22 protein-coding genes are annotated in these 22189 nt (G+C 47.7%); 1 reads left to right on the top strand and 21 read right to left on the bottom strand.

Annotated features, from left to right (window positions below):
- Positions 1-31: 31 nt before the first annotated feature.
- The 7 genes from G9U52_RS28925 to spoIID form a co-directional block, all read right to left on the bottom strand.
- Entirely contained in the window at positions 32-289 is a 258-nt protein-coding gene (locus G9U52_RS28925; RefSeq protein ID WP_166154204.1) for a DNA-directed RNA polymerase subunit beta, read from the bottom strand.
- A gap of 29 nt (positions 290-318) precedes the next feature.
- Positions 319-1182, bottom strand: coding sequence for a flagellar hook-basal body protein (locus G9U52_RS28920; protein WP_166154202.1), 864 nt, complete (start codon positions 1180-1182; stop codon positions 319-321).
- A 30-nt stretch (positions 1183-1212) separates the two neighbouring features.
- A complete protein-coding gene (locus tag G9U52_RS28915) occupies positions 1213-2112 on the bottom strand; it encodes a flagellar hook-basal body protein (RefSeq protein WP_166154200.1) in 900 nt (299 codons plus the stop codon).
- Between the two features lie 49 nt (positions 2113-2161).
- On the bottom strand, positions 2162-3160 hold the full coding sequence (locus G9U52_RS28910; RefSeq protein ID WP_166154198.1) for a rod shape-determining protein: 999 nt from the start codon (positions 3158-3160) through the stop codon (positions 2162-2164).
- Positions 3161-3360: 200 nt separating this feature from the next.
- Positions 3361-3648, bottom strand: a complete 288-nt coding sequence (gene spoIIID / locus G9U52_RS28905; protein ID WP_166154196.1) for a sporulation transcriptional regulator SpoIIID — start codon at positions 3646-3648, stop codon at positions 3361-3363.
- 179 nt (positions 3649-3827) lie between these two features.
- On the bottom strand, positions 3828-4565 hold the full coding sequence (locus G9U52_RS28900; protein WP_166154194.1) for a M23 family metallopeptidase: 738 nt from the start codon (positions 4563-4565) through the stop codon (positions 3828-3830).
- A gap of 66 nt (positions 4566-4631) precedes the next feature.
- A complete protein-coding gene (gene spoIID, locus G9U52_RS28895; protein WP_243767628.1) occupies positions 4632-5666 on the bottom strand; it encodes a stage II sporulation protein D in 1035 nt (344 codons plus the stop codon).
- 321 nt (positions 5667-5987) lie between these two features.
- Here spoIID and G9U52_RS28890 point away from each other — a divergent pair, with 321 nt between their 5' ends.
- Positions 5988-6650, top strand: a complete 663-nt coding sequence (locus G9U52_RS28890) for a DUF2238 domain-containing protein (protein ID WP_243767627.1) — start codon at positions 5988-5990, stop codon at positions 6648-6650.
- 121 nt (positions 6651-6771) lie between these two features.
- Here the strand turns inward: G9U52_RS28890 and murA are convergent, their stop codons facing one another.
- The 14 genes from murA to G9U52_RS28820 form a co-directional block, all read right to left on the bottom strand.
- Positions 6772-8103, bottom strand: coding sequence for a UDP-N-acetylglucosamine 1-carboxyvinyltransferase (gene murA / locus G9U52_RS28885; RefSeq protein ID WP_166154367.1), 1332 nt, complete (start codon positions 8101-8103; stop codon positions 6772-6774).
- 134 nt (positions 8104-8237) lie between these two features.
- On the bottom strand, positions 8238-8489 hold the full coding sequence (locus tag G9U52_RS28880; RefSeq protein WP_166154192.1) for a DUF1146 family protein: 252 nt from the start codon (positions 8487-8489) through the stop codon (positions 8238-8240).
- A 24-nt stretch (positions 8490-8513) separates the two neighbouring features.
- Positions 8514-11054: a S8 family serine peptidase gene (locus G9U52_RS28875; protein ID WP_243767626.1), complete on the bottom strand. Its 2541-nt coding sequence runs from the start codon at positions 11052-11054 to the stop codon at positions 8514-8516.
- Between the two features lie 297 nt (positions 11055-11351).
- On the bottom strand, positions 11352-12827 hold the full coding sequence (locus G9U52_RS28870; RefSeq protein ID WP_166154363.1) for an NADH-quinone oxidoreductase subunit N: 1476 nt from the start codon (positions 12825-12827) through the stop codon (positions 11352-11354).
- Positions 12828-12870: 43 nt separating this feature from the next.
- Positions 12871-14499, bottom strand: coding sequence for a complex I subunit 4 family protein (locus G9U52_RS28865; RefSeq protein ID WP_166154190.1), 1629 nt, complete (start codon positions 14497-14499; stop codon positions 12871-12873).
- Positions 14489-16372, bottom strand: a complete 1884-nt coding sequence (nuoL, locus tag G9U52_RS28860; protein ID WP_166154188.1) for an NADH-quinone oxidoreductase subunit L — start codon at positions 16370-16372, stop codon at positions 14489-14491. Before nuoL ends, G9U52_RS28865 begins: the two co-directional genes overlap by 11 nt.
- Positions 16373-16475: 103 nt before the next feature.
- Positions 16476-16802 carry an NADH-quinone oxidoreductase subunit NuoK gene (nuoK, locus tag G9U52_RS28855; RefSeq protein WP_166154186.1) on the bottom strand — a complete coding sequence of 109 codons (327 nt, stop codon included), beginning with the start codon at positions 16800-16802 and terminating at the stop codon, positions 16476-16478.
- 2 nt (positions 16803-16804) lie between these two features.
- Complete coding sequence (locus tag G9U52_RS28850) at positions 16805-17329, bottom strand: NADH-quinone oxidoreductase subunit J (RefSeq protein ID WP_166154184.1); 525 nt, start codon at positions 17327-17329, stop codon at positions 16805-16807.
- A 1-nt stretch (position 17330) separates the two neighbouring features.
- Positions 17331-17774 carry an NADH-quinone oxidoreductase subunit NuoI gene (gene nuoI / locus G9U52_RS28845; protein ID WP_166154182.1) on the bottom strand — a complete coding sequence of 148 codons (444 nt, stop codon included), beginning with the start codon at positions 17772-17774 and terminating at the stop codon, positions 17331-17333.
- A 15-nt stretch (positions 17775-17789) separates the two neighbouring features.
- Positions 17790-18821 (bottom strand): NADH-quinone oxidoreductase subunit NuoH, encoded by a 1032-nt coding sequence (nuoH, locus tag G9U52_RS28840; RefSeq protein ID WP_166154180.1) that lies wholly within the window; start codon positions 18819-18821, stop codon positions 17790-17792.
- Complete coding sequence (locus G9U52_RS28835) at positions 18821-19921, bottom strand: NADH-quinone oxidoreductase subunit D (RefSeq protein WP_166154178.1); 1101 nt, start codon at positions 19919-19921, stop codon at positions 18821-18823. Before G9U52_RS28835 ends, nuoH begins: the two co-directional genes overlap by 1 nt.
- A 6-nt stretch (positions 19922-19927) precedes the next feature.
- The gene (locus G9U52_RS28830; RefSeq protein ID WP_166154176.1) at positions 19928-21154 is read right to left on the bottom strand and encodes an NADH-quinone oxidoreductase subunit C; all 1227 of its coding nucleotides are present in this window, start codon (positions 21152-21154) and stop codon (positions 19928-19930) included.
- Entirely contained in the window at positions 21151-21669 is a 519-nt protein-coding gene (locus G9U52_RS28825) for a NuoB/complex I 20 kDa subunit family protein (RefSeq protein ID WP_166154174.1), read from the bottom strand. The genes G9U52_RS28830 and G9U52_RS28825 overlap by 4 nt, the downstream gene beginning before the upstream one ends.
- On the bottom strand, positions 21654-22019 hold the full coding sequence (locus tag G9U52_RS28820; RefSeq protein WP_166154172.1) for an NADH-quinone oxidoreductase subunit A: 366 nt from the start codon (positions 22017-22019) through the stop codon (positions 21654-21656). The genes G9U52_RS28825 and G9U52_RS28820 overlap by 16 nt, the downstream gene beginning before the upstream one ends.
- Positions 22020-22189: the final 170 nt, after the last annotated feature.

Below are 22189 nucleotides of genomic sequence, written 5' to 3'. Positions count from 1 at the left end.
CCCTTGGTTAAGGGAGTCCAAAGCCATTTGATCAAGTTTCCGAAAACACCAAATCATAGAGGTGGCGCCAAGTTTCAATCTCGTAAACATCTTCCATCGGTTGCTTGCCTATATATACATAGCCAATGACTAAGCCGGCAGCTAATGCGATTACACATAAGACAGGAATACCGATCCATTGTAAAACAATACCAATCCAACGTCTCCGCTTGCGGGGAGCTTTCTTCTTCGGCACGGGCACGGGCACGGGCTCCGACGCCGGCGCCTTATCATCGTTTGTTTCCGCCATATCAACCAACCTCACTTCAAGGGTTCCTGTTAGCCGTTGCGCAAGTTATTCGCAATGCCCATCATCGTATCCGAAGAAGTAACGGCTCGGGAATTTAATTGGAATGCGCGTTGTACTTGAATTAATTCCGTCATTTCATCGGATAAGGTAACGTTAGATTGCTCCAAGAAGCCTTGGCGTATTGTAATCGGATCGACAGTGTTATTGGTCTCATCTATCGTCTGTAAAATATTTTGGGGGTTGGCCACACCTGTTGGCAAAGCAAACAAATTATCACCCAATTGCTGTAGCAATTGCGGACGAATGACACGAACCATCTTAATTTGCCCTATTTCAAAAGGAGGGGCTGTTTTATCAGCATCATCATAAGCGAGAATTTTACCATCAGTCTGGATTTTAAACTTATGGTTGACTGGAACCTGCACGGGCTGGTCGTCCGCGCCTACTACATAATGCCCGTCTTTGGTTGTCAAAAACAAGCTGGCAGGATCCTCAGACGGAGTAAGCTCAAACGAGCCATTACGGGTCCAAGCCTGTTGGCGTATTAAATTATTATTGGCATCCCGGACAAAGGTATTCACTTCATACAAACCGTTACCTTCTATGGCTGTATCCAAGGGGTTCTCTGTGGCTTGCAGGGAGCCTTGCTCCATTGTAAGCTGGGCTTGGACAAGCCTAGAGCCCCAGCCTTGATTGTAGCCTAAGGGGGAGAGGCGCCCTTCCTTTTCAAAGCTCCGCGGCTGCTGCTTTACATTGGTTAACACATCTTGAAATGATGCTTCTTTGCGTTTGTATCCCGTTGTGTTAACATTCGCAATATTGTTGGCTAACATATCGAGTTTTTGCTGAAGCCCATGCATCGATACGGAAGAACTGATCATAGAATTGTTCATTTGTTACCTCCTGCTCGTTTTGGCAACATGTTAGATGCGCCCTACGTCGTTAACAGCCTTGTCCATACTACGGTCATAAAATTGAACCATTTTCTGGTTGGCTTCATAAGCACGAGAAGCAGTAATCATATCGACCGAAGCCTGTGCTGCATCTACATTAGAACGCTCCACATAGCCTTGACGAACCTCTACCTGGTCATCTGGATTTACAGCCTGGGCCAGGCCCTCATCATCTGCATTCAGTACGTACAAGCCATTGCCTTCACGGATTAATTTGTTGGGATCCTCTACGCGGCTAATTAGCAAGCTCATGGGCTGATTCGCGGCATTTAGCAAAACCTGTCCATTGGTATCAGTGAACTGGCCTAGCTTTGTAATGCGAAAATTAGTAATAGGCGTTTGCGTTGCTGGATCTAACAAGACGATAGGTTGTCCATCACCGCCCAGAACGCGATTGCCATCCGCCGAAATTAATTGGCCTGTACTGTCAACAGAAAACTTGCCATTTAACGAATAACGTTGTTCTCCATCGGCATTAATAACGGTGAATAAGGCTTGAGGCTGAATAACCCGCTGACCATTGGCATCCACATATTTACCTGAAGCATCAAAAGTAGCCCCCGGCAATTGGATATTGGAAACCAAGGCGAAATCAAACGGATTGTTCGTTTCCTGCATATCTCCTTGCGCGTGAACCATGATATTTTCCTCTGCCATAACGCCTGTATTCAACCGACCGATAGGCACAGCTCCTGCCTCGCCTTTACCATTGTTAATACGTGAAATGAGCATCTCTGGGAATGAGCGATTGATGCCATTGCTTTGCTTGAATCCCGGTGTATTAACGTTCGCTATATTGTTCGTCACGATATCATGCTTACGCTGCTGTGATATCATAGCTGATGCTGATGTGTATAGTCCTCTTAACATAATTGGCCCCCCTTATAGGCTGGCAATAAAGTAATAGTGTTCGTATCCATCAAAATTTGCGCTTTGTGACTTTATCCAGGTTGTCCAACATAATGCCAGTTCCTTTAACCACACAGTGCATAGGATCCTCTGCAATCAACACAGGCACTTTTAATTCATCAGCAAGCAACTGGTCGATGCCATGCAATAAAGCGCCGCCACCCGTCAAGATCACGCCACGGTCAATGATATCCGCAGATAGCTCAGGTGGTGTGCGCTCTAGTACACTCTTAGCGGAAGCTACAATGGATGAAACTGCATCCCAAAGTGCTTCATAAATCTCCTCGGAGTTAACGGATATGGTTAATGGCAGGCCACTAACCATGTCCCTTCCGCGAATATCCATCGATTCCCGCCGTCCGCTCGGGTAAACTGTGCCTATCCTAACTTTAATATCCTCCGAGGTCCGTTCCCCTATGAGCAGCTTATACTTACTTTTCACATACCTCATAATCGCTGCATCAAACGTATCGCCCGCAATTTTTATCGAAGAGGAGGTTACAATGTCGCCCATAGAAAGCACCGCTACATCTGTTGTTCCTCCACCTATATCCACTACCATATTGCCGCTGGGTTGGAAAATGTCCATGCCTGCCCCAATAGCGGCTGCCTTAGGCTCTTCCTCTAAAAACACTTCGCGAGCCCCACTGCGTTCCGCAGCTTCGCGTATAGCCTTTTGCTCGACGGAGGTAATATTGGTTGGTGCACAAATCAAGATCCTTGGGTGGCTGAACCACCTTTTGCCGCCAACTTTATTAATGAAATGCTTCAACATCATTTCTGTAATTTCAAAATCGGCAATAACGCCGTCTCTGAGTGGGCGAATGGCAATAATGTTCCCAGGCGTACGACCCACCATACGGAACGCTTCTTCACCAACAGCCAACACTCGCTTTGTATCGCTTTCTATAGCGACGACGGACGGCTCATCTAGCACAACTCCGCGTCCCTTCACATGAATAAGGACGTTCGCCGTCCCTAGATCGATGCCAATATCCTTGCTTAACATTGAAAAGTTCCTCCCTAAACAAAACCGTCCATCCTCAAAAAGAAGCGGTATTCCTATTATAACCCTTATTACAACTAATTTCGCTATATAATTGTAAATTCCTCTTTTTTATATCTATTATTTCGACAAGTACGGCTTCATTCTTTAGGAAATCTTCAGGAAAAGTTTAGAGAGGCGATTCTTCCAGCCTAAAAGGCAGACTACGTTGCCGTTACCAGCTTTTCTTGGGATTTCGGATTACGGGTTTTGCGGTATTTAATCTTGGTTGCTTCTCCTCCTCGCAGGTGACGGATCGACTTATGGTATTCTAAAATATGCTTCACTTGGTTGGCCAGGTCCGGATTAATCTCTGGCAATCGCTCCGTCAAATCCTTGTGCACCGTACTTTTGGAAACACCGAATTCCTTCGCAATGGTGCGAACCGTATGCTTCGTTTCCACTAGGCAACGTCCGATTTTAATGGTTCGCTCTTTGATGTAATCGTGCACTCCCCTCGCCTCCCTACTCGAGCTAGTTTGGTACATTATATGAGGGGTGTTAACTTATATTCTTTGTTTCCAAGCCTGACAAGCTGATTGGAGCCATTATTTTCAAAAATATCGGAAAAACCACAAAAAAGGAGCGCAATTGCGCTCCAAAAGCTTTATTTTGAGTTAAGCATGAACCATTAATGCTCTGCAAAAAAGGAGTCCGGGTTGATCGAAGTCCCATCTTCACCCTGGCGAACCTCGAAGTGCAGATGGACACCTTGGTCCTTCTCCAACTCATTGCGCCCTGCCTTGGCGATGACATCGCCCTTCTTCACTTCTGCGTCTTTGGCTACATTCATCTCGGCCAAGCTCTGGTACACGGTTATCAAACCGTTGCTATGCGTAATTTCAATCAGGTTGCCTACAACTGGGTTTTTCTCTACGGCTGTTACCTTGCCGCCCATCGCTGCCAGCACTTCAAAGGTTTGATTGTCAGGCTTGGAGAAGTCCATCCCCATATGCGGTGTAAACGTGTCCCCATACTCAACCATGGCAGCTTGGCGCACTTCATTCGAAGCCTTGCTATCAAAGAAAGGCAAGGTCACTTCAAGCTCGCCGGTTTCTTTATAAGGCCTCTGCATCGTTTCAATAACGGCATTAACGGCTAATGCGTCTGGCTTCGTCACGGTTTCAGTTACCGTAGTCTCGGCCGCCTCCAGCCCAACAGCAAGCTCATCCTTAATAGCGGACCTGCCTGCATCCTGGTAGACCCACATTAACGTTAAGATAATTGCCGCCGCTGCCATGTAGGTTGCTGGAAATACCCATTTCTTGGACAATAGTCGTTTCCATGAAAACGATTGTTTTCCCCGCGCTCCCTCGTTAGATTTAGGAGCTTCTTGCTGGGTCTGTAAATCTCTTTTTTGATCATTCATAGATTATCACCTCGCTAACCATTGTTGCCACGGATGCGAGTTTTATACGCCTAGTGCTCTCTTTTTTTACAAATTATTTCCTTTTACTAGGCTGGAAGCTTCACTCAGCTCAATTCCGGTATAAAAGTATTGGACAATTTGGTCAGCCTTATAGCCCTCCAGTGCCATCCCTTGGGCTCCCCACTGGCTCATACCTACCCCGTGGCCATATCCGAAGGTGGTCACTTCCAAACGGTCTCCTTTCCAGCTCCATTGAAATTGGGATGAATTAAGACCTAACTTCTCGCGAATCTCGCGCCCGCTGTACAGCTTTCCCTCAATCCTTATTTGCTTGATCCGATGCCCTTGGGACCGCTCTACAACCTGCAGGAGGCTGCCCCTCCCGGAAGCAGGCACAGCCTTGCTGATACCAAGCTTACTTTGTAAATCGGCAGTCGAGAAGGTAACCGTATCCTTATAGCGCGGGGATAGCTGGATGTCCCAAGGGCTAGGTACACTTCGCAGGTAAGGAATATAGGCACTCCAGTAGTCCTCCGAATTTTCCGTAAAACCATTGCTGGTAGAAAAAAAGTTGGCTTGGATCGGCTTTTGCTCATACGTTAAAATAACGCCCTCAGTCTGGGCAATTGCTTGGTTAAGCTTGTCCGAATTGCTCGCATACCGCTCACCCCATCGCGCTTTCAAATCTGCCTCGCTGGTATAAGCCTGGTGGGCGATGGTATCCGTTACCCATGCCCCACTTACCGGAACATTACTGAAATCCTGCTCAACCTCTTTGCGGATGATATATGTCCGAGCGGCCATTGCTTGTGCCTTTAACGCTTCCAACTCGAACTCAATAGGCATTTCGGCGGCCAAAACCCCACGGACATATTGCTCCAAGGGCATGGATTCTATCTTTTTTTGCCTAGAAAGATAGACAGGAACATAAAGCGGTGCGGGCTGTGGGCCGACATTGGGCTCGATCGCTTCCAAAGGAGCTATTGCCACAGAAGGCGCTTGAATGCTATTAGGCTTGGGAATGGACGGCATGATCACTAAAACTGCAACAAAGCTTGATAGACATAGGAGCACTAAATGGACCGCTTTTGTATTACCCAACTCCAGTACCTCCTACCATCTGTTGATTCTAAGATTGCATAGCGTATAGCTCTGCTTAGTAACATCATCTTATGAATCAAAAAAGTAGAATAGAACAAGAGACGTAGCGTGCAATGGCGTGCAGAGATGGAGCGGCGGCGGTACTTCGCAGACTTGCTAGGACAGCTGTTAAGGGTGACTCGGGGAGAAGTTGGCAGTTAGCAGGGGGAGTTTGGGACAGTTAGGACATGTTGGGTGTAGGCCACAGGGAGTACTAGTAAAAGTTAGTACTTATCTCAGGATGAACCGGATGTTACGATGAATAAAAAGGGGGCATGTCATATGTTGCCAGCTAGCTTATTGGACTGTAACCTTCCTTTCTGCCGCAACTGGCTGCTGCAAGCTATGCTAGTCGGGTATGCTTTATTATGGGCCATCCTGTCCGTAGAGCCGTACAGCCGGTTTAACTGGCTTTTGGAAAACTTATTAATATTCGTAGCGGTTCTTGTAGCGGCAGGAACGTATTATCGGTTTGCTTTTTCCAACTTATCTTATCTGTTAACCTTAATATTTATGGGGCTCCATACCGTTGGCGCCCACTATTCGTACAATACGACGCCTTTGGATACCTGGCTTCATGAGCTGTTCCATTTCCAACGCAACGGCTACGACCGGATTGTTCATTTCTCCTATGGGCTGCTGCTTGCATATCCCATCAAGGAGCTAGTAGCGAGAACCATCATGCTGCGGGCAAAATGGGCGTATGTGTTTGCTCCTGTAATCGTACTGGCGAGTGGCGCCTTTTACGAATTGATAGAAATGTGGGTGGCGCTTATCGTAGCACCAGAGATTGGCACCTTATTTCTCGGGACGCAAGGCGATCCCTGGGACACCCAGCATGATATGGAGTTGGCCTTATACGGGGCGGTTCTTGCGATGCTAATTGCTGCTTCTGGCGCGAGAGGCCGGTCGGTAAACGCCGCCGGAGTCCAAGCAAGATCATAGATCGAGATCGAATGCAGGCAGGTAGTCCGCCGCTAGATGAACAAAAACCCGCCAGCTTAAGGAGGCTACCTTAAGCTGGCGGGTTTTTGTTGGAATCGACTAGCTGAGGCTCAAGCTGCGATTAAACCATAATTGGACTAACGTTGAACAACTGCATAGCCTCTTGCTCCTGTTCTTCCTCCATATGGACGGCTTCGCGGGATATACATTGGATATCCGCACCGAGCAGCCGCAGCTTATGTGTAATGTCCACATAACCCCGGTCAATATGATGGACTCCCGTAATTTCAGTCACACCCTCTGCCACTAGCGCGGCAAGAATTAAAGCAGCACCGGCACGCAAGTCGGTCGCGCAAACCTTGGCACCATGCAGCCTGTTGCCTCCACTAATGACTGCAGATCTGCCATCGACTTTAATCTGAGCATTCATGTTCGCGAACTGCTCCACATGCATATAACGGTTCTCAAAAACGGTTTCTGTTACAATAGCCGTGCCGTCAGCCGTTAATAATAAGGCCATCATCTGGGATTGCATATCGGTCGGAAAGCCCGGATAGGGCAAGGTTTTAACATCAACCGCACGAAGCGGCTTATCCACGTAAACTCGCAGCCCATTTTCGTCTTCATCAATATGCACACCCATCTCTTGCAGCTTGGAGATAACAGGGCGTAAATGGTCAGCAATCGCACCTTCGATATAAAGGTCACTTTTCGTGATCGCGGCTGCAATCATGTATGTACCCGCTTCGATTCGATCCGGTATAACTGTATGTACAGCACCTCTAAGCCCCTCCACACCATCAATCCGAATCATGCCTGTACCGGCACCCCTTACCTTGGCCCCCATTGCATTCAAGTAATTAGCCAAATCGACGATTTCCGGTTCTTTGGCAGCATTCTCGATAGTCGTTGTACCCTCTGCCAATGTGGCGGCCATCATAATATTCTCGGTAGCTCCCACACTTGCTACATCCAAGTAAATTTTGGCGCCCTTCAGCCGACCTGTTACCCTGGCTTCAATGTAGCCTTGACCTAGCTCTATCTCCGCTCCCATGGCTTCAAAGCCCTTCAAATGCTGGTCGATTGGCCGTGTACCAATAGCACAGCCCCCAGGCAGTGAAATTCGCGCATGCCCCATGCGGGTTAAGAGAGGCCCCATGACCAAGAAGGAAGCGCGCATTTTGCGAACCAGTTCATAAGAAGCCTCGCAAGTACGAATATTTCGTGCGTTGATACGCAAGGTTTCATTTTTATATTCAACTTCAATCCCAAGACTTTCGAGAACGCTGTTAATCACCATAACGTCGTCTAAAGGAGGAGCTTCATAAATAACACTGTCACCCTCTGATCCTAGGATCGAGGCTGCAATAATTGGCAGTACGGCGTTTTTGGCCCCATGTATTTTCACTCTGCCTGATAAACTTTGGCCGCCGCGGACGATAATTTTGTTCATCATGGTCCCCCTATCTGTACTGTTTCATTTTATGGATAAAATATAGTTCGGCGCTTGCAATGAATTTATGCCCTTTTATGCCCTGTATACTAAACATTGTTGACAAAATCCACCTTGATTATTCGGATTTCGACTCAAAATATTCCTGAAAGCCATGTTGACCAATGGAAATAATCGATGATAAACTTGGCTGTTTGGTAACCTAACGCTATGGAAAACAAAATTTGCAGCAGCTTGCCTTGTGCGCTTCGCGGCCTTTTTAATAATTTCTCGAGGTTTAGCTCCTGTAGTGCCCACCATGAGCATCCAATGCAGATGAGAACAATCGTAATATTGATTAAACCACTCATGCCCAGTGAAGAATTCATTTGATCTACATAATCCATGTGCGAAGTCCCTTTCTACTGCCGTTATGGCATGATTTTGGTCAGCATCGTAACAAACTCCGCACGTGTTGCTTGTTGGTCTGGACGGTACGCACCATTATCGTAGCCGCTGATCCAGCCCCCAGCCTTCATTTGCTTCAATATGCCGCTGCCCCAATAGCTGTCATCCACGTCGGTGAAAGGAACCGTACCTCGTGGTTCGCCTGTTAGGTTCATGCTGCGGGCAATCATTGAAGTCATTTCCATCCGGCTGACCGGCTGGTCGGGAGCAAACGTTTGATCGGGATATCCGTTGACAATTCCTTTACTCGCAGCGCGGGCTATCCATGTATAGGCCCAATGGGCAGTTCTTACATCCGTATAGCTGATGGTTTGAGCTTGGGTCAGTTTAAATGCTCGTCCCAAGATGGCCGTGGCTTCAGCCCGCGTTATCGTCTGGTCGGGACGAAACGTAAAATTGTCGTAGCCATTAACAATTTGTTTCTGGGTCAAGGCCAGAACCGCATCTTGTGCCCAATGGCCACGAATATCGGTAAACCCACCCACTATTGGTTTGCCGTCGACCACAAATTTGTAGAAGCTTCGGTCAAACGGTACATTCGCATTCAGCTTCACATAATAAGTCCCGACCGGCAGCTGCTGTGCGATTTGCAGAGCTTCTGCACCGCTGGTGCTGTACAGCAGCTTCACTGTTCCATCATACATGGTTAAGTACATACTCGTACCATCAGGAATATCAGTGACATCTACCTGAACCAAGCTTTCTTCGGTTAACACGAATTGATACCAATCCAAATCCTCAGCTTTATCGACCAGTCCATAATAGGGAGTGCCCAAGGAAACGGTTGTTGCTTGGTAGGATCGACCGTTTGGTTCATTAGGGTCCATGTGCAGCGCATCATAATGAATTGTAAGTGTATACTCACCATTAACCGGAAATGAATATTCCTTAACATTATTAACCCTAATATAATAACTGCCCGGAAATATTTTAGGAAGTTGTAGGGTTTCAGAAACCCCATCTTCGTTATCATCTACCGTATACGCCTTTTCCCCTTGCTTTTGCACAAACAGCACGGGATCGATTCTAGCGGTATCGGTACTAAGCTCGATTCTCAAGCTACCCGACTGCTCTACTGGAAATTCAAACCAGTCCTGGTCATCCTCTTGATGAAAGGTTCCTGTAATGCTTAAGCTCTGTGAGGGAAGCACATAAGCTTTAAATTGACGGTCGTTATCCTCAAACTGATCACGATAAATCGTAAAGGAAGTCGTAAGCCTGTACGAAACCTCCGTCTTCACGTTTCGATTCGCCAGCTGCAGCAATACGTAGCTGCGCCCCTTGCTTACCTTCAATTGTATAGGCGTTCCCGGATCTGCGGCCACACTTGTGAAAGTACCCGCAGCATCCGTATGTTGGACGGTTATTTGTTGGCCTGCCTGCAGCTCGAACATCAGCTCTGCGGTCCCATCATATGGAGCATCCACGTAAAACCAATCGAGGTCGGAGCCTCCTGTAAACGATGCTGTAACCATTTTGCTGATGGAGATCGATTTGGCTTGATCCTTGCGGTTGTTCGGCTCATACATATCCACTAGAGGGGCTTCGGTTACTGCACGGTCAGCGCGAAGTAATCCATAGCCTGTGGAGGCGTCCCAGCCGGACTCACCCAAATCCTCTGCCGTTTGCCGCAGCAATTGGCGGATTTGGTAGGCCTTCAAACCCGGATGCTGGCTCCATGCCAAGGCGGCTACAGCGGCTACTTGAGGGGCAGCCATAGAGGTGCCGTCCTTATATTCATAATCACCCCCAAGAGCCGTAGTAAAGACGTCCCATGGCGCAACCAAATCGATCTCTAAGCCTTTATTAGAGCGCTTGTCTGCTGTTCCATCTGCCGTCATCCCCCCTACAGCTAACACCGTAGAATAGGCGGCTGGATACTTCACACTGTTGCCTTCATTGCCTGTGGCGGCAACAAGTAAAACATCTTGCTCTTCAGCGTACTTAACGGTTTCACTCATCAATGCTGAATATTTGTTGATTCCTAGCGAAAGCACCACAATTTTGGCTCCATGGTCAACCGCATAACGAATACCTTCTGCAAGCTTCGCTTCTCCTCCTGAACCATCCGCTTCCAAGGCTTTAACTGGCATGATTTGGGCAGACCACATAATACCGGTTATTCCCTTATCATTATTACCTACGGCTGCAAGGACACCTGCCACATTGGTGCCATGGCCATTATCGTCCTGCGGCAGTTTTTTGCTATTAAGCAGGTTTACACCTGGGACTAGATTCGGTTGCAAATCAGGGTGGTTCAAATCAACTCCGGTGTCGACAATAGCGATGACAAGCGATGCATTAGCTTTCACTGTATTCCAGGCTTGTTCAGCTTGGATTAGCTGGAGGTACGTTTGTTTCTCTGTTAAAGGGTCATCTCCACGGGCAGCAATCACGACAGGGGGTTCTTTTCCATAGGCTATTCCTGAGAATAAAACAAACAATGCAAGCCCAATTATCCATTGAAGAAGCTTAGTGGTGGTTTTTTTACGAAACATATCCATGATTTCTTTTCCCTCTTTATAGTCTAGCTTTCTTGTATTCGATGTGGGGATATGAATTACCTGCCTTATTTCCATAAAAAAGGGTAGAAAATAGTGGAAGAATTATGAACATTGTACACATCCCTTTAATTACCCACTGCTTCTGTTGGGCAAACATCCATTTAAACGGGCAGCTTACTTTCGAATGTTGCTCAAGAATTTTTTTCGTTTTATCATAATCAAAACAAAAAAAAACCGATAAAGCAGCGCGTAGAGCACTGTTTACCAGGCTTTTTTTGGATCTCTATCCTCTAAAAACTAACCTAAGAACAATAAATCCTGGGAGATCGAGAAAATCCGTTCAATCCAACCCAGTACCCATTGTGGCACTACACCTAGCACAATACTAGCCGCGACGCATAGCCAAAGCGTAATGCCCAACGGCCAAGTGACCACCACTTGCCGTGATTCGTCATCACTGCGCATGAACATTTGGCGGACCAGCCCAAAGTAGTAGTAATACGATACAACGCTAGTACCGATCATAACCGCCGCTAGCCAGTAATGCTGGGTTTGCAGGGTGCCTAACAAAATGTAGAGCTTTCCGAAAAATCCGCCCGAAATAGGCAAGCCCGCTAACGATAGCACCAGGAACACGGTCGCAACAGCCGTCCAAGGCGCACGATAGTAAAACCCTGCAAGGCCGCTCGTGTTCTCGTCACCCGTCGAATGCTCAATAATCATCAATACGGCGAACATCCCAATATTCATGAACAAGTAAGCAATCAGGTAAAAGGAAAACTCCGAGAAATTGGAGTAATGCACCATGGAAAAATAAGTAGCCAATGGGACTAGCAAATAGCCGGAATTGGCAATACCCGAGTAAGCCAAAAGCCTTTTCAGGTTCGTTTGGCGAAGCGCCGTGAAATTACCCATAACCATTGCCAACGCAGCCACGACCATCAGAGACATCAGCACATCACCGTGGATCGGCAGCTGGTTCAGCCCGCCAACGGCGAACACTCCATATAAGACGCGGAATGTAATCGCGAACGCAGCAGCCTTGGATACCACAGCCAGGAAAGCTGTGACTGGCGTTGCTGCTCCTTGGTACACATCAGGTGCCCACATGTGAAAAGGCGCCGCGGCTATTTTGAAGCCAAAGCCTGCCAGCAGTAGAAAAAATGCCACATAAATCAAAGGCAGGAAGCCCGTCGCATTTTGGGCGAGAGCAGTATTGATTTCGGCAAGGTTGGTAGAACCTGACATCCCATACAGGAAGGACATCCCATATAAAATAATCGCAGACGATATACCGCCCAGCACCATATACTTAAAGGCGCCTTCATTGGCACGAAGATCCTTTTTGCGCATCGCCACCAAAATATAAGAGGTGATGCTTAACAGCTCAAGGCCGACAAACAGGGTAATCAGATCCCCCGATGAAGCCATGATCATGCCGCCCATTGTGGCTGGGAGCAACAGATAAAAATATTCCCCGATATGCGGGACTTCTTGTTCCTTTACAGCTCCTATGCTCATAAAGGTAACGAAGCCTGCACCCGTAAGAAGAACCAGCTTCATAATATTAGCAAAGTCATCAATCCTGTAGCTGAAGCCAAGCAGCTGCTTCGTTTCTGCAGGCTGTAGAAAGCTGATTACAAAGCCTATGGATATAAGAATACTGGCCAATGAGAGCCAACCCAACAGCATACGGTTCGTTTGTTTGGGCAGCACCAGATCAAGCAACGATAACACCACGGCCGCGATGATTAGAGTCAGTTCCGGTGCCATGTATCCGAGATCGCTCCATTGGAGACGTAGTTGTTCCACCGGTCTAACCTCCTGTCTTTGCAATGCTTTGGATGAATTGATCGAAGCCACTTACGGTTTGGTGTAAAGGCTCACTAAGTATAGCTGGATAAATGCCCAATACGATGATAAAAGCAACCAGCGTTATCATCGGCACCGCTTCAATAAGCCTTGCGTCGCGGGTACCTTCAGGCAGCTCTACGGTTGGCCCGTAGGTGATGCTTAGAACCCCTCTAAGGATATAAACAGCTGTTAAAATAACGCCAAGTGTTGCCACCACTGTAATGATTGGGGAAGTCTGGAACAACCCGACAAAAGCCAGGAATTCACTGATAAAGCCGGATAATCCTGGGAGGCCCAAGGAAGCCATACCTGCTACCAGCAGGATTCCAGAAATGAATGGCACGGTTCGTGCCAAACCGCCTAATTCATCCAGCATCGTTGTCTTGGTACGCTCATAAATAGCACCAACCAGCAAGAACATCAGCGCTGATATTAAACCATGGGAGACAAGCTGGAAGATAGCGCCCTCCATCCCAATCGTATTAAAGGCAGCGATACCTAGCAGTACGATACCCATATGGCTAATACTGGAGTAAGCCAGCACAAGCTTGAAATCTTTTTGCACAAAGGCCAATACCGCTCCATACAAAATATTAACTACGCCGAGCACCGCAAGAACCGTAGCCCAGGCAGTCGCCTGCTGCGGAAAGAGCAAAATGCCAAAGCGAATCAGTCCATATGCACCCATTTTCAGCAAAATACCGGAGTGGATCATAACGACCGAAGGGGGGGCCTCTGTATGCACCTTCAACATCCACGTGTGGAAAGGGAAAATAGGCAGCTTGATGCCAAACGCGACTAATAACATAATAAACAATGTCCATTTCATAGCAGCACTCATATAAAACGGGTTGCCCTCAATGTCCGTCTGGTTCACATAAGAGCCTTCACTTTCGAACAAATGATTCGTAATTACGCTAATATCCCCGCTGTAATAGATCGAGGTACCCGCTTCATTGGAAACTTGTCCGAATCCTGCTGTAGTAACCAGTATCAGAAAAGCTATCAGCATAATCGCTGAGCCAATCCCGTTGTAAAGCAGGAATTTATTGGCTGCCCTCTCCCGCTCCATATACCCCCATATACCAATAAGAAAGAACATTGGGATAATCGTAACCTCGAAAAATACAAAGAACAGGAACAAATCCTGGGCCATAAATACCCCAAACATCCCGATCTCTAACAGTAAAAACAAAATGTAATAAGATTTCCAGCGTTTCTTAATATAAACAGAGGCAAGGGCTGCCATGGCAGCAATCAATGCCGTCAAGAATACAAGCGGCAAGGAGAGGCCGTCGACCGACATCCCATACTTAAACTCGAAGAAAAACGAGGTCAGCTGGTTTAAACCGTCCGCCTCATGGTTAAGCGGTACTTGAATCCATGCCCACTCTTCCTTGAACTGCATGCCTGCCACTTGAGGATTAAAGGAAGCATAAAGCCAAGCAGACAAACCAAGCGGGATCAATGTCGTAATGATCGCAATCGTTTTGATCCAAAATCCCAAATGCTTCGGCACAAATAAAAGGATAAGGATACCGAGCAGAGGTGAGAACGTAATCAGCGAGAGCAAAGGGAAGTTATCCAGCATTGATAAACCTCCTTCCAGCGATAGCCAGGATTAAAATAAGCAGCCCCAACAATGTCGCCAGTCCGTAGGTTTGTACATGGCCGTTCTGTAAGCGCGAGCCTATTCTACCTATGCCCATCACTGAGTAGCTTGCTGCACGTACAAGTCCATCTACGACATACACATCAAATAGATGAAGCACAGCTCCAACGCTCTTCAACGGCTGGACGATGACCACATGGTACAGCTCATCGATAAAATATTTACGCTCAAGCAGGCGAACTAACCAAGGTGCACGGCTGGACACCAGATCACTTGGAATGGAACGCTTGATGTAGATCAAGTATCCGAGACCGATCCCCAGCACTCCCACTAATGTGGACAGCACCATCACAACGGCATTGGCATGCTCTGCCTGCGTATGCCCTGTCAACCAGGTTCCGAGCCATGGGTTGAAGGGAGTAAACACGAAGCCGGAGACAATCGCTAATACCGCCAAAACAACCAGCGGCAAGGTCATAGTCATCGGGGATTCATGAACCTTAGCAACATGTCTTGGCTTGCCAAGGAATACGAGGAAGAACAGACGTGACATGTAAAATGCCGTAAAAAATGCAGCAATTAAGCCTACCCAAAACAATGGCATGTTATGGGTATACGCTTCAGCAAGGATCGCATCCTTCGACCAAAAGCCTGACAACGGAGGTATGCCCGACAAGGCCAAGGCACCGATACCAAAGGTCCAGGCGGTTACCTTCATTTTGCTGCCGACTCCACCCATCTCGTGGATGTTTTGCGTATGCACAGCATGAATAACACTGCCGGCACCAAGGAATAAAAGAGCTTTAAAGAAAGCATGCGTAAACAAATGGAAAATACCTGCGGTATAAGCGACCGATGTTCCAATTCCCAGTGCCATCATCATATAGCCAAGCTGGCTCACTGTCGAATAGGCAAGGATACGCTTGATATCATTCTGTGCGGTACCAATCGTTGCCGCAAATATAGCTGTGAAGCCACCGATGCAAGCGACCACCAGCAACGCTGTAGGCGATGCTTGAAAAATATCAAACGTGCGTGCCACTAGATAAACACCTGCAGCAACCATCGTCGCTGCATGGATCAAGGCACTAATCGGCGTTGGGCCTTCCATCGCATCAGGCAACCAGGAATGCAGCGGAAATTGGCCCGATTTGCCCGCAGCCCCTACAAAGATCAAGATGGCGATCCAGGTTGTTGTCCCAGCGGATATTTTTCCTGTCGTGAAGGCATTATGAATGGAGGTAAAGTCCATCGCATGATTAGGCATCTCCCAGAACAAGATCAAAATCGCAATTAATAGCCCAACATCGCCAATTCGTGTGATGATAAAAGCCTTTTTCGCTGCTGCACGTGCTTCGGGCTTGAAATACCAAAAGCCGATCAACAGAAAGGAACATACCCCAACAAGCTCCCAAAAGATGTACAGCTCAATGAGATTTTCTGAAATCACCAATCCCAGCATGGAGAAAGTGAACAGGGCTATGTAAGCAAAAAATACATTAATCCGCTCGTCGCCATGCATATATCCCTTGGAATAAAGGTTGACTAGCAAGCTAACCAGTGTAACGATAACGAGCATCAATGCGTTTAAATTTGTTACCTCGAATCCCATTGTGAGGGAGCCCGTTCCGAGCTTGATCCACTGCAGCTTGTTCCACGTATAATCTTCGATATTGCCACCCACACGCTCAATAAAAATGAACAGGGAAACAATAAAAGAAGCGAACATGGCGGCAATGCTGATATAGCTTCCAGCATCTTTCAACTGACGGCCAACGGCTGTCAAAATTAAGAAAGACAACAAGGGAAACAACGGGATAAGCCAGGCGTACTGTGAGTAGGCCGATACCATGAAATTAAGTCCTCCTTAAAAGTTTGCTTCAGCAAACTTACATCGAATGCAAGCTTGCCATAGCAAGCTACTTCGAAAGCATTACTTGATTTGCTTTAGCAAACTATCGTTTCAACGAGTTCATCTCGTTAACATCCGTTGTTCCTCTGTTGCGGTAATAAGTAATAAGGATCGCAATACCTACCGAAACCTCAGCAGCTGCAACGGAAATGCTAAACAATGAGAAAATTTGACCAGTCAAATTCGGTACGATGCCCAGTTTGGAAAAGGCAACCAGGTTTAAATTGACTGCATTGAGCATCAACTCGATAGATAGCAGCACGATCAGCGCATTTTTTTTGGATAACGCCCCATACAGACCGATGCAGAACAAAATAGCTGCTAATGTAAGATAGGGAGTTGCCAGTCCACTTCCACTCGCTTCACTCACGGTTAATCCTCCTCCCTTTTCGCCACTACAATAGCCCCAATAAAGGAAACAGTCAGCAGCACCGACATTAACTCAAATGGAATGACATGCTTCGTGAACAATAATTTCCCGATCTCCATCGTATTGTCCTCTACAGCTTGAAAGGTGCCGGTAGGCAAAGTCGAATATTGGATCGCATAAAAGATAACGCCGAACAGCCCAGCTGCACCGATAAAAAGCAGCGTGTTGTACAGTGGGCGTTTCGGTTCAATCTCCTCGCCTTGATGCTTCGTCATCATAATGCCGAATATCATAAGAATGGATATAGCACCTGCATAGATAAGAATTTGCACAAAAGCGACAAACTCCGCATCCAAGATGACGTATAACCCAGCCAAGCTAATAAACGTCATCGCAAGGGCGACCACCATATGGACAACCTTCGTAAAGCTGAGCATAAAAATAGCGCCGCCGATAGCCATTAAAGCAAATACGAAGAAGGCAATATTTTCGCCGCTGGACAAAAAAGTCCCAATGTTGCTTAACATCCTACTTCGCCCCGCCTTTCGGAAGTGCTGAATTGTTTTCCTTCCGCACATTCACATTGTTTTCGTTTAACCATGCCATGTCTTTGAACAAATCATCGCGGCTGTATGCGCTGAGCTCAAAGTTACCCGTCATGACGATAGCCTCAGTTGGGCATACTTCTGTACACAAATCACATAAGATGCATAGCTCGAAATTAATATCATAAGTATCGATAACCTTGCCCTTTTTCTCTGGATCAGGGTTAGCTTTACCGGTTAACGTGATGCATTCCGTTGGACAAATACGGGCGCATTGATTACAGACGATGCACTTATCCGGGTCGAAATGCTGGATACCACGAAAGCGATCCGGCATCTGCAGGGGCACTTCAGGGTAGCCATAGGTTACTTTTTTCTGGGTCATATTTTTCAGGGTAACAGCGAGACCTTTAATTATACCTTGCATCCATTCTCACCCTCTCTATTTAAAGAAATACACCGACAACATCGGGCCAATACTCATATAAACAGCCGTAACGAGAATGTTGATCAGCGCCAGCGGCAGCAATACTTTCCACCCTAAACCCATCAGTTGATCGACGCGAATCCGTGGTAATGTGGCACGAATCCAGAACAGGAAGAACACGATAGCGGAAAATTTCAGCAGAAACCAAATGATCCCCGGAATAAAATCAAGAAAGGCAAATGGTGCATGCCAGCTGCCGAGAAACAACGTCGTCGTGAGTCCTGCAATCGCGAATACATATACATATTCAGCAAGCATGAAAAATGCAAAGCGGAAACCACTGTATTCAACATGGTAGCCAGCTACAAGCTCAGACTCGGCCTCAGGCAAGTCAAAGGGAGTACGGTTTAACTCAGATACCCCAGCGACGATAAATACACAGAAACCGATAATTTGTGGAATAAAGTTCCAGTGCCAAAAACCACCAGCCTGTGCTTGGGCAATGACATTTAGGTTTAAGCTGCTCGAAATCATGATTACACCGATTACAGAAATGACCAATGGAATTTCATAGCTGATCATTTGCGCTGCAGACCGCATACCGCCAATCAAGGCGTATTTATTATTGGAAGCCCAGCCCCCTAGCACAATGCCGATCGTTGAAATCCCAGAGAGCGCCACATAAAAAAGCAGCCCTACATTTAGGTTCGTACTGAACAGCGTCTCGCTAAACGGTATAACCGCAATCACCACAAAAGCCGGTATAAAGGTAATGACGGGAGCTAGGATAAACAGCTCACGTTCAGCCTTTGCAGGAATCGTATCTTCCTTGATTAATAGCTTGAGTACATCGGCTACCGATTGTAGCAGCCCCAATGGGCCTACACGGTTTGGGCCTACACGCATCTGCATCCAACCAATGACCTTGCGCTCAAAGTAAATGGCATACGTAACAAAGCCTAAAACAACCATCAGCATGACGACGCCCCAAGCGAAAAAAATCGCAAAGTTGATCCAGGTGAGTTGCTCATTTAACAGCTGTGCCATCAGCAATCCACCTCCCCGACGACAATATCAATGCCCCCGAGTATCGTGATCATGTTGGTCATTGTTTCTCCAACCAACAGCTTCGGCAATATTTGCAGGTTGACGAAGGAGGGCCTGCGGAATTTTAAGCGGTACGGCTTATCCTTGCCTTTAGAAACGATATAACAGCCGATCTCACCTCGCGGCGACTCAATACGGGCATATACCTCTCCTTCAGGAGCGCGAAGCACACGCGGCACCTTACCCATAATTTCACCATCGCCAGGCATTTGGTCAACAGCCTGCTCTAATATACGCAACGATTGTTTGATTTCCTCAAAACGAAGTAAATAACGGTCATAGCAGTCACCGGTTGTACCTACAGGCACATCAAAATCAAATCGGTCATACAAGCAATAAGGCTGGTCTTTTCGAATGTCCCAGTTTACGCCCGTGCAGCGTAAATTCGCTCCACTTAGACCATAGGCAATCGCCGTTTCTGCATCATACTTGCCAATCCCTTTAATACGCGCCAGAAAAATCTCATTGCCGCTCACTAAATTCGTGTATTCTTCTAACTTATCTTTCATATAGGGAATGAATTTACGGACTTTCTCAATCCAGCCCTCAGGTGCATCCCATTTCACGCCGCCAACCCGCATATAATTGTAGGTTAACCGCGCACCGCAAAGCTCCGTAAACAAATCGATAATAATTTCCCGGTCCCGAAATGCATACAAAAACGGGCTCATGGCTCCAATATCTAGTAAATACGTGCCCCACCAAACCAAATGGCTAGCAATACGCTGTAATTCCATCACGATCAACCGCAAAAAATCAGCTCGCAAAGGTATTTCCAGCTGCATGAGCTTCTCTACAGCATGCACCAGTACATAATTACTCGTCATGGCCGATACATAATCCATCCGGTCCGTATAAGGGATAATTTGGGTATAGGATAAATTCTCCGCAAGCTTCTCGGTTCCTCTATGCAGATAACCCATTACTGGATCTGCATGGGTAATGATTTCACCATCCAACGTGACCACAATCCGAAACACCCCGTGTGTACTGGGATGCTGCGGGCCTACATTCAGCAACAGTTCTTCCGTTCTAATCAAAAGCTCCTACACCTCCGGATCAAGCGCTTCATAGTCTTTACGCAGCGGATGGCCAACCCAATCGTCAGACATCATTATTCTTCTTAAGTCCGGATGTCCGGGAAAATCAATACCTAATAAATCATAAATTTCACGTTCATTCCAATTGGCTGTAGGCCAAATTAAAGCAACGGAGGCAATGGAAGGTGTTTCACGTGAGGTCTTTACCTTCACACATACCTCATATTTGGTATCTATGGCAAGCAAATGATAAGCGACCTCCATATGGGTCTCTTGATCAATGCCTGATACATTACGCAAGTAGTTCAGCTTTAGCTCGCAATGCTGCTTCAACAACAGCGCGACACGAGCCCAATGCTCATTCTTGACCACGATATAGGGCAGATGGGCATCTCTTTCATTAATAAAAGCCTCTTCAATGGCTGTTTCGCCAATCTGTTCCTTGATCAGCTTGACCAGATGGTCCAGCCGGGGCTGCATCGGCGAAGGCACCTTCGGGGCGCCATCATCCTCGCCCTCCGGCTTTTTGCCTCTTGCAGAGGCACGGGCTGCACGGGCTTCAGCCGCTGCCTTCGCTTTGGCTTCCGCCTCCGCGTCAAGCGGTGCCGAACCGGCTGCCGGGGCAGCGGCACCCGGCACTGCGGCGCCACTTGGCGCGTCGGCTCCCGAGCCTGCCGTTGGCAGCGGCGTGCCCTTGCGCAGCGCTCGCGCTATCGCCCTGGCTTCGCGCGCCTCAGCGTCAGCCTTCGCCTTTGCTGCCGCCTCCGCTTCCAGCGGAGCTGCTCCGGCTGCGCCTGGCGTCGCTTCGCCGCTCGCTGCCGCCACACTTGGTGCACCTTCGCCTGACACGGCGCCACCTGGCGCCCCGGCTGCTGGGGCAACTGCGTCCGATACAGCTGCGCCGCCTGCGTCGGCACTTCCCACTCCGGCGCTTGCCGTTGGCAACGGCGTGCCCTTGCGCAGCGCTCGTGCTATCGCCCTCGCTTCGCGCGCCTCAGCATCAGCCTTCGCCTTGGCTGCTGCCTCCGCATCCAGCGGAGCTGCTCCGGCTGCGCCTGGCTTCGCTTCGCCCGTTTGAGCATCAGCGCTTGGCCTGTCTGCACCTGAGCCAGGGCCCCCTGACAATTCGGCACTTGGCGTAGCACTGCCAGTACCATCCGGCTTCACGGCAGCGCCTTCTGCTTCCTTCGCTGCCCCTGGTTCCGGGCTATCCTTTTTAAACTCATCACTCATCGACTTGTCACCTGCTTGCCGGTTTTCGCCTCATACCGAATTTTCTCCTGCAGCTTGTTAATGCCATAGATCAATGCCGCCGGGTTTGGTGGACAGCCCGGAATATAAACATCTACCGGAACCACTTGATCTACGCCCTTTACCACTGCATAAGATTTCACATAGGGTCCACCGGCGGTGGCACAGGAGCCCATCGCAATTACCCATTTGGGCTCTGGCATCTGGTCATACAAGCGTCGAAGTAAGGGTGCCATCTTCTTGGTTACGGTACCTGCTACAATCATCACATCTGATTGTCTAGGTGATGTGCGGAATATGACGCCAAAACGATCTAAATCGTAATGGGAACCGCCCGCTCCCATCATTTCAATCGCACAGCAAGCCAAACCGAAGGTCAGTGGCCATAAAGAATTGCTTCTGGCCCAAGCCTTGACTTGCTCAAGCGTGGTCATAAATACGTTGCGGTCCAGCTCTTCCCTTTCCTCCGGACTAATTGATTCTAAAGAGAGATCCATTGCAGCACCTTCTTCTTCCAGGCATAAATTAATCCAACGACTAGTAAAGCAACAAAAATCCCCATTTCTACAACAGCAAACAAGCCGAGTTGCTTGAAAGCTACGGCCCACGGGTACAAAAACACCGTTTCCACATCGAAAATAACAAACATAAGCGCGAATAAATAATACCTGATATTAAAACGAACATGGCTGCCGCCAACAGGTTCATTACCACTTTCATAAGTGGTATACTTCGCTTCCATCGGTTTATTAGGGCGCAATAATTTGCCAAACGAAAGCGCTACGATAGGAAGCAATACTCCAAGCATGAGAAAAATAGCTACGACCACGTAATTATTCATATACATCGTGAACGGCTCGCCCCCAAACTAATGTGATGATCTGCTTCGATACATGCTGACTGATTTAGTTGAAAGGCTCGTTCATTTGGATTGTAAGCGCACCCAAGTCGTCTTCGTGAACCCTTCATACATAAACCTTATCACGCACATAACTTATGTTAATATATGCCACACAA

The organism is Paenibacillus agricola (assembly GCF_011440305.1).
Taxonomy (GTDB): Bacteria; Bacillota; Bacilli; order Paenibacillales; family NBRC-103111; genus Paenibacillus_S; species Paenibacillus_S agricola.
The sequence above is the reverse complement of the archived record's forward strand: the minus strand, read 5'-3'. Positions and strand labels throughout refer to the sequence as shown.

Excerpts from the sequence above, each read along its gene's own strand:
- G9U52_RS28825 (WP_166154174.1), bottom strand. The coding sequence starts at position 21,669 with ATGGATCTCTCTTTAGAATCAATTAGTCCGGAGGAAAGGGAAGAGCTG.
- G9U52_RS28920 (WP_166154202.1), bottom strand. The coding sequence starts at position 1,182 with ATGAACAATTCTATGATCAGTTCTTCCGTATCGATGCATGGGCTTCAG.
- G9U52_RS28830 (WP_166154176.1), bottom strand. The coding sequence starts at position 21,154 with ATGAGTGATGAGTTTAAAAAGGATAGCCCGGAACCAGGGGCAGCGAAG.
- nuoL (WP_166154188.1), bottom strand. The coding sequence starts at position 16,372 with ATGGTATCGGCCTACTCACAGTACGCCTGGCTTATCCCGTTGTTTCCC.
- nuoI (WP_166154182.1), bottom strand. The coding sequence starts at position 17,774 with ATGCAAGGTATAATTAAAGGTCTCGCTGTTACCCTGAAAAATATGACC.
- G9U52_RS28915 (WP_166154200.1), bottom strand. The coding sequence starts at position 2,112 with ATGTTAAGAGGACTATACACATCAGCATCAGCTATGATATCACAGCAG.
- G9U52_RS28820 (WP_166154172.1), bottom strand. The coding sequence starts at position 22,019 with ATGTATATGAATAATTACGTGGTCGTAGCTATTTTTCTCATGCTTGGA.
- murA (WP_166154367.1), bottom strand. The coding sequence starts at position 8,103 with ATGAACAAAATTATCGTCCGCGGCGGCCAAAGTTTATCAGGCAGAGTG.
- G9U52_RS28890 (WP_243767627.1), top strand. The coding sequence starts at position 5,988 with ATGTTGCCAGCTAGCTTATTGGACTGTAACCTTCCTTTCTGCCGCAAC.
- nuoH (WP_166154180.1), bottom strand. The coding sequence starts at position 18,821 with ATGGCACAGCTGTTAAATGAGCAACTCACCTGGATCAACTTTGCGATT.
- G9U52_RS28925 (WP_166154204.1), bottom strand. The coding sequence starts at position 289 with ATGGCGGAAACAAACGATGATAAGGCGCCGGCGTCGGAGCCCGTGCCC.
- G9U52_RS28850 (WP_166154184.1), bottom strand. The coding sequence starts at position 17,329 with ATGTTAAGCAACATTGGGACTTTTTTGTCCAGCGGCGAAAATATTGCC.
- G9U52_RS28870 (WP_166154363.1), bottom strand. The coding sequence starts at position 12,827 with ATGGCACCGGAACTGACTCTAATCATCGCGGCCGTGGTGTTATCGTTG.
- G9U52_RS28900 (WP_166154194.1), bottom strand. The coding sequence starts at position 4,565 with ATGAATGATCAAAAAAGAGATTTACAGACCCAGCAAGAAGCTCCTAAA.
- G9U52_RS28875 (WP_243767626.1), bottom strand. The coding sequence starts at position 11,054 with ATGGATATGTTTCGTAAAAAAACCACCACTAAGCTTCTTCAATGGATA.
- G9U52_RS28880 (WP_166154192.1), bottom strand. The coding sequence starts at position 8,489 with ATGGATTATGTAGATCAAATGAATTCTTCACTGGGCATGAGTGGTTTA.
- G9U52_RS28910 (WP_166154198.1), bottom strand. The coding sequence starts at position 3,160 with ATGTTAAGCAAGGATATTGGCATCGATCTAGGGACGGCGAACGTCCTT.
- G9U52_RS28865 (WP_166154190.1), bottom strand. The coding sequence starts at position 14,499 with ATGCTGGATAACTTCCCTTTGCTCTCGCTGATTACGTTCTCACCTCTG.